The sequence below is a fragment of the Chryseobacterium sp. Leaf404 genome (genome assembly GCF_001424145.1).
Lineage (GTDB): Bacteria > Bacteroidota > Bacteroidia > Flavobacteriales > Weeksellaceae > Chryseobacterium.
The window spans coordinates 286,396-299,280 of record NZ_LMQM01000011.1 but is presented as its reverse complement, the minus strand read 5'-3'; the positions used below and the strand labels follow the sequence as shown (position 1 = coordinate 299,280).

Below are 12,885 nucleotides of genomic sequence, written 5' to 3'. Positions count from 1 at the left end.
GAAGCATCTAACTCCCCGCTTGCTTTCTTCCCGTGATATCAGGATTCCAGTTGGCTGGGATTTTTGGGACGATGTCGTATTTTACATAATAATCTTCAATTTCCTGCATGATTTCTTCATAGGGAAGGGTAGATAATTTTTCGTAGGAAATTGTGTAGCCTAAAAACATTGTTTTTCTTTTGAAATCTCCAGCGGCCAGAACGATTGGGACTTTTGCTGCCAATGCCATGTGATAAAAACCTTTCCTCCATTTCGGAACCCAGCTTCTGGTGCCTTCCGGAGTGATTACCAAGCTGAAATCTTCATTTTCAAACTGCTTTGCCACGAAATTAACCAAGTCATTTTTCTGACTTCTGTCGATCCCCACACCACCAAGACCTTTTACTACAGAACCGTACCAGGCTTTGGTATGGGCATCTTTGATGATTATTTTTAAAGGTTTTTCCAGAGACCAGTAAGCAAGATTTCCCAGTAGATACTCAGAGTTGTGGGTGTGTGGTGCAACTACCAGAATGCATCGGTTTAGAACGTTGACGTCGCCCTGCAAAACAACTTTCCATCCTACGATTTTTAAGATCAGTTTACCTAATAACTTTTTCATGAAGATTCAGTTTTAAAACAAAAAAGTATAACCAACTGTATGGTTATACTCTACAAATATATTGAAATATTATGGCTCTTAAAACAGACTGCTGATGAAATCAGCGATCATAACTGCAATTTCTAAAACAAGTTGTATCATTTGGAACTATTTTTTGTGTTGGGGTTAATTAATTTTGTACGAATTTAATAAAAATTCTGTTCATAATACACAAAAATTTGATTTTTTTTGTGATTTTGTCGAGAGAAGAAGAGTGTGAACGTCAAACACTTGGCTATTCATCCACACCTTCTGCCACTCTCGATGGTTGGTTATTTGGTTTTTATAGAGATTTACTTTTTGTTGGCGTTCATCTTGATGTCTACATCCTTTATTTTCTCAAGATCCACTTTCACAGAATCCATCATCTGCTTCGCCTTTTCCTTAGGATATTTTTTACCGTTGATGATCACGCTGTCTTTGTCTCCGTCTGCATATTCAATGGTTGAACCGTTGATGGTAATTTTGTTTTTCTCAATTTTTACCGAGTTGTCTTTGTCATTTCCATCGCTGTCGTCATTGTCTTCTTCATCATCATTGATTCCGTTGTTGTTTAAGTCTCCGTTAAAATTCAAACCGTAATCTTTCAAACCGATCACAATCATATTTTGAGGAATTACCAGTTCATAATCAACTGAATTGTCTCTGAAGCGATGCTCGTATGGGAACTTTACATAGTTTGGAAGCAAAATTTTATTATTGATTACTTCTACAGGAACGCTGATGTTTAAAGGTAGGTTATATCCTTTTGCTTCTTTTTTAATAATAAGATATGGCGTTGAAATATTTGCTTTTCTTGTTACATCTACGTGAATCCAGTCTTTTTGATATACAGATTTTTTATCAGAATAAAGGTCATCATCATATCCTTTAAAAGTCTGAGGAACAGTGATTTGTTTGATATCCACGTATAAAGTGTCAGAATCTGTGTTGATTGCAATTTCTTCTGTATCTTCCTTATGACCTTTCCAGAACATATCTTTTTTAGCCATATTAATTCCGAAATAAGTACTCAAAGCGATCAGGATTAAAAATAATCCGCCAATTACCCATCCAATGTTTCTCAGTTTGGTTTTAGGCGAAATCAGTTTTATACTCAAAAGCGCAAACAGGATTGCAGGAATGATACATCCAATCACGATCATGGCAGCAAGAATATACTCCATATTTCCGTCGTCAAAAAGATAGTTCATGTGATTCATCGGTGGGAAAGAATCATTTCCGATAAAAGCAAAGACCACGAAAGACCCGGCAAACATACTGAAGGCAAGAAGTGCGAAGAATGCTCCTAAAATATATCTGAAGACATTCCAGATTCCGCTTCCTGCATTCTGAATATGAGGTTTGTTTTCGATGTAGATTTCTCCGACCCTCTGAGTAGATTCGTTGGCAAACTGTACCAGTTTATTAGACTCATTTTTAAGATTGTCGAAGTTCATAGGCTTTCCCTTCATTTTCAGGAAATCTGCGGCGGTTTCAGCCTGAGGTAAAACAATCCATAAAATAATGTAAAGAACTACGATAAGCGGTGCAGAAACTGCTGTGAAGACGCCAATGATGAAAACCCCAATCCAGATTGCTCTCATCGCAGTGATATCCATCCCAACATAATGAGCCAAACCTGCACATACACCTGCAATTTTTTGTCTTTCAGGATCACGGAACAGTTGTTTTTTATCTGAATGAATCGTTCCGGATGCTTTTGTCTTGGTATTTTTTTCAGAATAATAAGCTTCTTCCTGTTCTTCGATTTTTTCAGGAGAACCAATTTGGGCGATTACTCTTTCTACATCAGTATCGTTGATCACCTCACGTTTTCCTAAAGAATCTCTGAAGATTTCTACAATTCTGATTTCTATATCGTGGATTACTTCATCAGCCTCCGAAGCTTCCATAGAGCTTCTCAGGGCGTTCAGATAATCGCTGAGCTTTATATATGCGTGTTCTTCAATGGTAAAAGAAAAACCTGCGAGTCCTATTGAGAGTGTTTTGTTCATAGCTTTTGTTTTTAAAGTTTTTGAGTGATTTGGTTTACAGAATCTGTTAATTCCTTCCACGTGTTTTGCAGTTCAGTGAGAAAGGTTTTTCCTTTTTCTGTGATCTGATAATACTTTCTCGGTGGTCCTCCGGTAGATTCTTCCCATCTGTAGGAGAGAAATTCTCCGTTTTTCAGTCTTGTAAGAAGAGGGTAGAGGGTTCCTTCCACTACATCCAGTTTTCCTTTTTTCAGCTCGTCTATCAGATCAGAAACATACATTTCGCGAACATTGATAAGGCTTAAAATACAGAATTCCAGAATCCCTTTTCGCATTTGCGCTTTGGTATTTTCGGTATTCATTGGTAATAAGGTTTTAATTAATTGGTTATAATTTCCGAATTTCAGTTCCTAGCTAGTTGAACCTGTTTCGATTTTACATTACAAAGATATGTAATAAAGATGGTAATATGCAATACAAAGTAGTAAAATAAATTTATAATATCATTTAATTTGTTGATTTTCAGATTAATAAATTTAAAGTGAGAAATTTTTAATTTTAAACAAAATCAATTTTCCATCCAGATTTATTATTTTTGAACCATGAAATCGCCCATAAAAAACTTTATAAGCCAGCAACTATGAAGATTGGGCGATAACATCTGAAAAATTAAAAAATAAAATCTACGGATGAAAATTCAAAAAGAAATCGATTTTATCATCGCTGTTGATGCTTTGAAAAACGTTCAGCGAAGAAATTACAACGCTGATGATTCCAGAAGAGAAAATACTGCGGAACATTCATGGCAGATTATTATTTTAGCACAAATACTCTTTCCTTATGCTAAAAACAGAGCAGATATTGATATTTTAAGAGTCATCAGAATGCTTTCCATCCATGATTTGGTAGAAATTGAAGCGGGCGACACGTTTATTTTTGATGAAGTTGCAATGGTTGGAAAATTTGAAAGAGAAAAATTGTCTGCCCAAAAGATTTTCGGAATTTTAGATGAGCCCATCCGTTCAGATTTCTTTAATCTCTGGCTTGAATTTGAAGAGGAAGAAACGCCGGATGCTATTTTTGCCTGCGCCATCGACAGAATTATGCCTTTCATTTTAAACTCGCACACTTCCGGAAAAAGCTGGACTGAAGCCAAAGTAACAGAAGTTCAGGTAAGAAAAATCCTTGAAAATGCCATCTGTAGAGCATCAGAAGAAATGGAAGAGGCCTTTCATCATTTAATGAATTTAAATCTTGAATCTGCAAAGGTTTTAAGATAATTGGAAATCTCACGCCGATTTTGGTGATCGAGCTGATTAATTTTAGTCTGATTTCAAATTATTTTAAAACACGAAGGCTTCGACGAGCTCAGCCTGACACGTATTACTTGATAATTAGTTTTAGCGATGTCACTCTCAGCCTGTCGAAGCGTTTTCTTTATTAAATTTCATCTGCGAAATCCGCACAATCTGCGAGAGCTTACAACTTTTGGTGTGCAGATTGTTTCTATTTCAAAAAATAAGCAATGCAGATAAAAGAATACAATCGCGAAGAGTTTGATTATCATCAAAGTGAAAACAATTACACGCTGTCAATTCCTGCAAAATTTTTAGATGCAAAGAATTTAAAAGTAAAAAGAAAAAATTCAGACGGAAGTTTTTCTGATGCAGACGTAGTAATTCGGGAACAAAATCATGAAATACTGATTATTACAAGCGTTCCGATGGATATTGTAGTGGAAATTTCAGATCAGGAAATATAGATTTCATTTAAAGAAAAAGGTTTCAGCGAACAGTTAAGTTTTCTGAAACCTTTTAAATAAAGACTGAAAGTGATGAAGTGGCAATTGAAAACTACCGCTCTATCTATTATAAAATTTGAATTGGTTTCTTAAATTCATCGATGGCTACAAAGGTAAAATCGCCTGTAATCGCTTTTTCCCTTTCATAAGAATACATCTGTTCGGTAAAAATCTCAACATTCACTTTCATACTCGTTTTTCCAACGTGAGAAACCTTTCCTATTAATTCCACGATGGTTCCGGCAGGAATTGGTTTTTTAAAATCAATTTTGTCGCTGCTTACGGTTACCACACGCTTTCTGGCAAATCTTGTGGCAGTGATAAAGGCAACTTCGTCCATCAGCTGCATTGCAGTTCCTCCGAAAAGGGTGTCGTAATGATTGGTTGTGTTGGGAAAAACGGCTTTGAAAATTCTGGTTTCCGAGGCATCAATTCTTTCTTCTGTAGTCATATTTCATTATAAATTTGTGCGAAAAATGAACTTTACTGATACAAAAAGAATCTTTCAGGAAGGATAATTCCCGAAATAATATTTGGTCAATAAACTTCAGATCGCGAAAGTTTTTTGTTTAAAGAAACAGGCAGGTCTCCTGACTTGTAACATCTTTATTCCTTCCCATGCCTACGCACAGTGGTTTTTATAAAGATTTCGGTTACTTACAGTTGCGCGACAGTTCGTGATTTGCACACGATTCCCTTTTCATTTGCGGCTAAGCAAAACCAGTTTCCTGGAAGATCATTTTCGGTGATTTTCCGTCGGCAAAAGTACAAATAAAGTTTGATTAAATCAGGGATGAATTTGATCTGCAGAAAATTTGAACCATTAAGACAGATTAAGCTGTTAATGTTTCAAAAGTCCAAAAATTATTCAGGATTATTGTAAATAATCTGACTTATTACTTTTCCTTCCTTCACTGTCCAAAAAGTAGTGTATCTGTTTTCGCCTTTTCCATTGATCATATAAATGTAAATATGGTCAGCATCCATTGCAGTAACACCAATATTTTCAAAGTCGGTGGTTGGGTCAAATAAATTTTTAATGGCGTCACGCACAAAAACAGTTCCTCGTCCTGGCTGCTGTACACGGATGGATTTTACTTCTGTCAGACCTTCAGGAAGGATTTTTCCGATGCCCCACGGCTTTGCTTTATCAATTTTAATAATGTTTCCGTCGGCATCTTTTTCCTGTCTTTTAAAACTGGCGTTGGAAGGGTAGATGTCGATCACTACTTTCGTACGTTGTGCAGTCGGAAGTTTTTCATTGGAATTATCTGTAAAGGTGTAAGATCTTCCGTTTTTAGATTTCGACGGTGTAAATTTCGGTAGCTGATCAATGAAAGCGACACGGTCTTTGTTGACCATACCTTCTTTAGTAAGGCTGTCGTATCTCACGAATGGCTTTTCGTCTTCGGTTTTTTCGGGATATTTTATCCATATCCATTCGGTTTCTCCTGGAGCGGGTTTTACGTAAACGAAAACATCGCCTTTTTTCATTCTGATTTTATCAACAATCTTGCGGTAATCTTCTTTGTGTACACGCACCATCGCATAACCTTCCTGTGCTTTTACAACTCCAAACGGAATTTTGTTTTGCGCATCGATTAGACTTAACGAAAATATACTGAATAAAGATAAAACTGCTTTGTTGATGAAAGTCATTTGAAAGAATATTTAGCTCAAAGATATAAATTAAATATTTTTCGGGAGATAATTGTCAAACATTAATGCATTAAAAATATGTATCTCTTCATTTTCATTTAATTTTTTTTAATCTATAATTTATTTGTCAATGAAATATGATTTATTGATCAAACAGATGCATGAGGGAAACAAAATATCTTATTTTTGCTGCTAAATTTATCTATTAAGTTCTCATTGAAAAAAAACTGATTTTTTATATGAAAAAATTATTTTCGATTATAATTGTATTGTCAGGCTTTCTTACAAAAGCTCAATTAGCACCTCCTATCCAATGGCAAAAAACATTAGGAGGAACAGATTGGGATCAAGGTCAGGCTGTATGGGCTACAACAGACGGTGGATCAATACTTGCGAGTTATTCACCATCGATAAATGGTGATGTTACCGGAAACCATGGTAATGGAGATTATTGGGTTGTAAAATTAGATGTTGCGGGTAACATTCAATGGTAGAAGTCGTTAGGCGGTAGTGGATATGATATGCCTTATGCAATTCAGCAAACTACGGACGGTGGATATGTTGTAGTAGGAGAATCTAGCTCTGTAGATGGTGATATAACAAATCATCATGGAACGGTAGGAACTTACAGTGATATTTGGGTTGTGAAATTGAGTAATACTGGAAATATTGAATGGCAGAAATCACTTGGTGGTTCAAGCGTCGATATTGGATCTTCAATAATGCAAACTGCAGATGGTGGATATATTATTGGCGGTTCAACAATGTCTAACAATGGTGATATTACAGTGCCACCTGTTAATTATTCAAATTATTGGATTGTGAAAATTGATAGTATGGGTATAATTCAGTGGGATAAAACCTTGGGGAATATTTCAGGTTATGATTACTCTTCTTCTATACGACAAACGATTGACGGTGGATATATTGTAGCCGGGGTGACAGATGCGGTAAGTGGCGATGTAACTTCTCATTACGGCGGTAATGATACCTGGATTGTAAAATTAAGTAGTAATGGAGTTATTCAATGGCAAAAATCATATGGTGGGAGCGGTAATGATATTCCACAGTCTATAATTCAAACAAACGATGGCGGATATATATTTGCTGGTTCAAGTCAGTCAAATGATGGTGATGTATCGGGACATCATGGCTCGGCGATATCTTATGACGCCTGGATCGTCAAGCTAAATGTAAACGGAATTATTCAGTGGCAAAAATCACTAGGTGGTACCGGTGGTGATGGTGCGTATTCAATTAAAGAGATGCCAAATGGTGGGTATACATTTGCAGGATACTCTTCGTCCACAGATGGCGATACAGTTGGGAATTCAGGTGGATCGGGAAATTTTTGGATTGTAAGAATAAACAATGTAGGAAATATTATATGGCAAAAATCCATGGGTGGCAGTTTACTTGATTATGGACAATCTATGAGTCAAACAACTGATGGTGGATTTATTATGAATGGCCGTTCTTTTTCTGATAATGGTGATGTTTCTTTTCATTATGGAAATCCTACTTATTCCGACATTTGGGTAGTTAAAGTTGCCCCCGAAGTTTTATCAACCGATGAAAAAGAGTATGAGAAATTTAATATTTACCCCAATCCCGCAACTGAAAAACTCTTTATTTCGGATCTTTTTTCTGATGAAAAATATGAAATTTATTCAGTTACCGGACAAATGGTAAAGACGGGAAAGACATCGCAATCATCCGTAGATGTACATGATTTGGCAAAGGGAATTTATTTCGTTGAAATTAAAAATATAAAACAGAAATTTATTAAGAAATAAGGCAAAAAGAGAGCAACTAAAATTTGCTCTCTTTTAGTTTAATTGTTTAAAAGCTTCGCTTTCACACCGCTGTTTTTAATTAATTTTCTCAATTCCGAAACTTCATTTCTAGAAAAATACTTTTTCGGGATCATATTCATGACCGTTTTGCTTTGATAAATCAGAAACCAATCTCTGTTTTCTTTGATCTTGTAAACCGTATTCCACGCAAAATCACTTTCGAAAGTTTCGCCTCTTGTCTGAATTTTTTCATCAGTAAAAGTGTAGACGATTTCCTCCTGAATCTTCAGATTTGAATAAAATGCGTTTTTCAGACTAAGATAGGAACGGATAAAAATGAAAATTACAATCGCAGGAAACCAGATCAGAACATATTTGTAGATTTCATTAGAACCATTTTCAGAATTATAAAAATTTAATACAAAAAACAGAAGTAAAACCAAAGAAAAAATAATGATCCTCGGCAACGAATTTTTAATATTAAAATTCAGAAAATCCTTAAAACTGATATGCGTTTTTACCGTCATTTAAATTAAATCCTCTCCAGCTCATCCGCATTAATCAAAGTCTTGAAAGTCCCGTAATTCACCGTAACTTTGTTCCTCGAAATTTTCTCAATCGTTCCCACGCTCGTACTTCCCGTAATTCTCACGCGCTGTCCGACTTTCATCCACAGTTCACGATCAGATTTGCGTTTTTCCTCTATTTTTTCGTTGGTTTCTGTGATTTTTTCGATGACATCTTCTTTCTTCAGTTGTTGCGTGATTTTTCTTTTTACAACCTGTAGTCTCTTGGTTTCATCCTTATCAGCTCCAATTTTTTTGAATTTTTCCTGCTCCAGAATCTTCACAAAATCTTTCACCACATCTTTCCTCGATCTGCCTTTTACGTAACCGTCGATAAAAGCTTCAATCTTGCTTCCAAACTGAAGTTTACGATGCTCATCCTCATATAATTTCTGGAAATTAAAGAGTTTTTGCTGCAGCTGTTCATTCAGTTTCTGAAGATTATCTCTTTTGTCTTCCACCGATTCTTTTCTTTCGGCAAGATCGGTTTTCAGTTTTTCAACTTCATATTTTTCCTGCTGAAGCTTGACAATTGTTTTATCTAAATTAACGATATCATGCTCCACTTTTTTCTTCGCAGAATGAATAATAAACCTCGGAATTTTGTTTTTTTCTGCCACCTCAAAAGTAAACGAACTTCCGGCCGAGCCCACTTCCAGTTTGTACATCGGTTCCAAAGTTTCTTCGTTGAAAAGCATTGCCGCATTCTGAGCATTCGGAAGCTGTTCCACAACCAGTTTGATATTGGTGTAATGCGTTGTGATAATGGCGAAACTCTTTTTGTCGTAGAAAAATTCAAGGAAACTTTCTGCCAAAGCACCACCCAATTCAGGATCTGAGCCTGTACCAAATTCATCAATCAACAAAAGTGTTTCTCCATCGGCTTCACGGATTATTCCTCCCATTTTCTTCAGTCTGGAAGAATAGGTCGAAAGATGATTTTCAATAGATTGATTGTCGCCAATATCGGTCATAATTTTATCAAAGAAAAACATTTCGGATTTCGGATGCGTAGGAACCAGAATCCCGCTCTGAATCATCAGTTGAAGTAAACCCACAGTTTTCAGAGTGATTGATTTTCCACCGGCATTCGGCCCTGAAATACAGATAATTCTATTGTGCTCGGTTAACGCTAAGGTCTGAGGATAGATGGTTTTATTTTCAATCTTATTTCTCAAAAACAACAAGGGATGGAAAGCATCTTTCAGTTTTAAAGTCTTGTGACGGTTGATTTTAGGCAATACACCATTAATCAGTTCGGCAAATTTCGATTTGGCTCTCGTGAGGTCAAGGTCAAAAATATACATCTGATATCTCCAAAGCTGTGGTTGGAATTCTGCCAGCTCCGCAGTCAGTTTTCTCAGGATTTTATCGATTTCCTTTTTCTCTTCTTCTTCGCTTTCTTTAAGTTTAAAATAGTGCTTCACCACAGAATCCGGCTGCATATAAGTGATAGAACCTGTTTTTGAAAGACCTAAAACACGTCCCGCAACTCTTTTCTTGTACGCAGATTTCACAGCCAAAACTCTCATGTCGTCTATGATTGTTTCTCTGATATCGTCCAGAAATTCACTTTGTCCGTAATTGAATAAAGCTCTGTTGAAATTTTCCGTAATCGCTTTTTTGGCGTGTTGAATTTCCGTTCTCAACACCTTTAAAATCGGGGAAGCTTCACTTTTTACTTCACCAAAACGGTTGAAAACTTTATCAATTTTATCAATGATTTCTTTTTTAAACTCCAAAGCAGAAACATCCTCAATTAAATTCGGGAAAGTTTCAGGCATGGTTGGGAAGAACTTCTGCAGTTTTCCGATCTGTTCGGTTAACGTTTTTATTTTAATGAAAGCAACGTTTTCCAACCGGTAATTTTCGATCAGCATCAGTTTGAGTTCGTTCTCAATATCTTCGTATTCATCAAAAGGAATCGCATTCGAACTTTCAAAACTTGAAAGATATTCTGAGGTCTTTTTTAACGAAATTTCAGCCTCGTCAATCTTCATCGGACGAAGTTCAAGGATTTTCTCTCTAGTTTTATGGGAATATGCAAAAGGAGCAATCTCCGCGAGCAGTTGCGGAAACTCCAGTTCGTCTAAATCTTCTTTATTTATATACACAGTGCAAAGATAATTAATTTGAAAATGAGAATTTAATTTGAAAATGGGTTTAATTTGAGAATTTGAAAATGTATTACAAATCTCAAATCTCAAATCTCAAATCATTTAATTACATTTGAAATATGAAACTGGAAACCGAAAGACTAATTTTAAAACCTATCAACGAAACTCATGTTGAAAATATTTTAAAGATTCGCAGTAATGAAATTACCAACAAATATGTGGTAAGAAATACGCCCAAAAATAATTTTGATGCATTGCAGTTCATTCTGATGATCAAGGAACGAACGAAGAATAATGAATCTTTTTATTTTGGAATTTCGCTTAGAAATCAACAGAATTTAATCGGAACAATTTGTCTGTATAATTTTACAGAAGACCGAAAAACGGCAGAAGTTGGTTACGAATTGTTGCCTGAGTTTCATCATCAGGGATTGATGTCTGAAGCGTTGAAAGTGGTTGTAGATTTTGGTTTTACAGATGTACATTTACAGGAAATCGTTGCGATGACCAATAAATTTAATGAAAATTCTAAAGGTCTGCTTTTGAAAAGTGGGTTTGCTTTGGAAGATGTGAGAGAAGATGAAGGTTTTCCGGATAATTTGGTTTTCAGTATCAGACAAGGATAATGGTATTTGAATTGCAATCTCAAATCACAAATCACAGACCTCAAATCACAAATCAAATATGACCTGGACCGAAATTTTAGCACCCATAAAAAATACCCCTTACTTTGAACAGCTTTGGGAAAAAGTAAAACAGGAATATGCCACCATAAAAGTTTTCCCACCAAAAAAACAGATTTTTAGAGCGTTGGAAATCACGCCTTTTGATGATGTTGAAGTGGTAATTCTCGGGCAGGATCCTTATCATAATGATTTTCAGGCGAATGGTTTGTGTTTTTCGGTTTCCGAACAGGTTGCTGCGCCGCCTTCTCTCAAAAATATTTTTACAGAATTAAATGATGATCTGGGAATCAACCGTACTTCAAAAGAACTTGATGACTGGGGAGAACAGGGCGTTTTAATGCTTAATGCAACGTTGACTGTCCGTGCTCATTCTCCAAATTCTCACAAAGATTTGGGATGGGAAACTTTTACAAATTATATCATCAAAGAAATTTCAGATAAGAAAGAGAATGTAGTTTTCGTTTTGTGGGGCGCTTTTGCGCAGAAAAAAGCCGAATTGATCAATCCGGCTAAACATTTTATCATTAAGTCTGCGCATCCTTCGCCTTTTTCTGTTTACAGAGGCTTTTACGGAAGCAAACCTTTCTCTAAAATCAATGAATATTTAGTTTCCAAAGGGAAAAAACCTATCTCGTGGTAGTGTTTTCTCCGGCTTTTTTGATGATTATTCCGATTTTATAATTACCTTTTAAGTCTTTAGTGCCTTTTGAAGATTCAGGATACGGATTTACATCTGCTAGAGAGATCGTGTAGCCATTGAAATCTGCTGATTTGTGATAGTTTTTAGCTTTGTTTTCGATGCTTGAAATCTGCAAGGTTACCGGTCTTGAAGTAGTAGCCATCACTTCAACCTGTGCAACGGCAACACCGCTCCAGATGCATTGCACATCCTTCGGGCAACGACTGTCTTCAGAAATTCCTTTGAACGTTACATTCATTTGGTATTCCTTCAGAAATTTGTTTTCGCCTTCTTTGAGATAGATGATTTCACCTTCTTTGGTGGTAGTCTTTACATCGCCAATTTCTGATATTTCGGCTTTAATAACATCAGATTTTGCTTTTTGAGATTTACAGTTGGTTAAACTTAAAAATCCCAGACTCAGAATAATTGTTTTGTAATACATTTTTTTAAATAACATTTGTAAGATCCAAAACTACAACTAAAAACATTGCCACACCAACTACAAAACTGAATCCTGTGCCATAAAGAAATCCGATAAAGGCTCCTTTTGTAGATTTCAAAGCTTTATTCATGTCTTTGCTGTCGTGTAAAAGTTCGCCAATGAAAACTCCTGCAAACATTCCTATCAAAAATCCCAGCGGAATTGGGATAAACATTCCTACAATGGTTCCAATCACTGACCCGATGCTGCCCCAGCGAGTTCCGCCATACTTTTTTGTGGCTTTTGCGGGGATGGCATAATTTAAAATAACTGAAGCTACAGTCAGAATCACAAATGCCCAAATGTAGATCATTGAAAGGTCTGCTTCTGCTCCATATTTGTAAATAAGCAATCCGGCAAGACTTAAAACAAGTCCGGGCAAAACGGGGAGAATTGTTCCAACTATGCCTAAAACCAATAGAACAAGGCTGAGCAAAACGATGAGAGAGTATTCCATAATTTAAATTTTTAATAATAAAAA

At 36.0% G+C, this 12,885-nt stretch carries 15 protein-coding genes and 1 riboswitch; of the genes, 6 read left to right on the top strand and 9 right to left on the bottom strand.

The window, feature by feature from the left end; translation table 11 throughout:
- Positions 1–7: 7 nt before the first annotated feature.
- The 3 genes from ASG31_RS11225 to ASG31_RS11215 form a co-directional block, all read right to left on the bottom strand.
- On the bottom strand, positions 8–601 hold the full coding sequence (locus ASG31_RS11225) for a 1-acyl-sn-glycerol-3-phosphate acyltransferase (protein WP_056032242.1): 594 nt from the start codon (positions 599–601) through the stop codon (positions 8–10).
- A 332-nt stretch (positions 602–933) separates the two neighbouring features.
- Entirely contained in the window at positions 934–2,637 is a 1,704-nt protein-coding gene (locus ASG31_RS11220; protein WP_056032239.1) for a PspC domain-containing protein, read from the bottom strand.
- An 11-nt stretch (positions 2,638–2,648) separates the two neighbouring features.
- Positions 2,649–2,978 (bottom strand): PadR family transcriptional regulator, encoded by a 330-nt coding sequence (locus ASG31_RS11215; RefSeq protein WP_056032235.1) that lies wholly within the window; start codon positions 2,976–2,978, stop codon positions 2,649–2,651.
- 327 nt (positions 2,979–3,305) lie between these two features.
- Between ASG31_RS11215 and ASG31_RS11210 the strand changes: the two genes are divergently transcribed.
- Both ASG31_RS11210 and ASG31_RS11205 read left to right on the top strand, forming a co-directional pair.
- Positions 3,306–3,896: an HD domain-containing protein gene (locus ASG31_RS11210; protein ID WP_056032233.1), complete on the top strand. Its 591-nt coding sequence runs from the start codon at positions 3,306–3,308 to the stop codon at positions 3,894–3,896.
- Between the two features lie 245 nt (positions 3,897–4,141).
- Entirely contained in the window at positions 4,142–4,378 is a 237-nt protein-coding gene (locus ASG31_RS11205; RefSeq protein ID WP_056032231.1) for a hypothetical protein, read from the top strand.
- Between the two features lie 106 nt (positions 4,379–4,484).
- On the opposite strand, the gene ASG31_RS11200 is transcribed toward ASG31_RS11205, so the two are convergent.
- Together ASG31_RS11200 and ASG31_RS11195 are read right to left on the bottom strand one after the other, a co-directional pair.
- Positions 4,485–4,868: an acyl-CoA thioesterase gene (locus ASG31_RS11200; RefSeq protein WP_056032228.1), complete on the bottom strand. Its 384-nt coding sequence runs from the start codon at positions 4,866–4,868 to the stop codon at positions 4,485–4,487.
- Positions 4,869–4,979: 111 nt separating this feature from the next.
- A riboswitch (cobalamin riboswitch) is annotated at positions 4,980–5,157 on the bottom strand.
- 124 nt (positions 5,158–5,281) lie between these two features.
- Positions 5,282–6,076 carry a hypothetical protein gene (locus tag ASG31_RS11195; protein WP_056032225.1) on the bottom strand — a complete coding sequence of 265 codons (795 nt, stop codon included), beginning with the start codon at positions 6,074–6,076 and terminating at the stop codon, positions 5,282–5,284.
- 239 nt (positions 6,077–6,315) lie between these two features.
- Between ASG31_RS11195 and ASG31_RS18370 the strand changes: the two genes are divergently transcribed.
- Together ASG31_RS18370 and ASG31_RS11185 are read left to right on the top strand one after the other, a co-directional pair.
- Positions 6,316–6,570: a hypothetical protein gene (locus tag ASG31_RS18370; RefSeq protein ID WP_056032223.1), complete on the top strand. Its 255-nt coding sequence runs from the start codon at positions 6,316–6,318 to the stop codon at positions 6,568–6,570.
- A gap of 27 nt (positions 6,571–6,597) precedes the next feature.
- Positions 6,598–7,872 carry a T9SS type A sorting domain-containing protein gene (locus ASG31_RS11185; RefSeq protein WP_056032221.1) on the top strand — a complete coding sequence of 425 codons (1,275 nt, stop codon included), beginning with the start codon at positions 6,598–6,600 and terminating at the stop codon, positions 7,870–7,872.
- Positions 7,873–7,910: 38 nt separating this feature from the next.
- On the opposite strand, the gene ASG31_RS11180 is transcribed toward ASG31_RS11185, so the two are convergent.
- Positions 7,911–8,399 carry a YcxB family protein gene (locus ASG31_RS11180; protein ID WP_056032217.1) on the bottom strand — a complete coding sequence of 163 codons (489 nt, stop codon included), beginning with the start codon at positions 8,397–8,399 and terminating at the stop codon, positions 7,911–7,913.
- Positions 8,400–8,404: 5 nt separating this feature from the next.
- Positions 8,405–10,552 (bottom strand): endonuclease MutS2, encoded by a 2,148-nt coding sequence (locus ASG31_RS11175; protein ID WP_056032214.1) that lies wholly within the window; start codon positions 10,550–10,552, stop codon positions 8,405–8,407.
- Between the two features lie 122 nt (positions 10,553–10,674).
- Here ASG31_RS11175 and ASG31_RS11170 point away from each other — a divergent pair, with 122 nt between their 5' ends.
- Together ASG31_RS11170 and ASG31_RS11165 are read left to right on the top strand one after the other, a co-directional pair.
- Positions 10,675–11,181, top strand: coding sequence for a GNAT family N-acetyltransferase (locus ASG31_RS11170; protein WP_056032212.1), 507 nt, complete (start codon positions 10,675–10,677; stop codon positions 11,179–11,181).
- A 58-nt stretch (positions 11,182–11,239) separates the two neighbouring features.
- Positions 11,240–11,881, top strand: coding sequence for a uracil-DNA glycosylase (locus tag ASG31_RS11165; protein WP_056032210.1), 642 nt, complete (start codon positions 11,240–11,242; stop codon positions 11,879–11,881).
- On the opposite strand, the gene ASG31_RS11160 is transcribed toward ASG31_RS11165, so the two are convergent.
- Entirely contained in the window at positions 11,868–12,365 is a 498-nt protein-coding gene (locus ASG31_RS11160) for a hypothetical protein (RefSeq protein ID WP_056032595.1), read from the bottom strand. The two genes, ASG31_RS11165 and ASG31_RS11160, sit on opposite strands and share 14 nt — an antisense overlap.
- Positions 12,366–12,369: 4 nt before the next feature.
- Positions 12,370–12,861, bottom strand: a complete 492-nt coding sequence (locus ASG31_RS11155; protein ID WP_056032208.1) for a DUF456 domain-containing protein — start codon at positions 12,859–12,861, stop codon at positions 12,370–12,372.
- Positions 12,862–12,885: the final 24 nt, after the last annotated feature.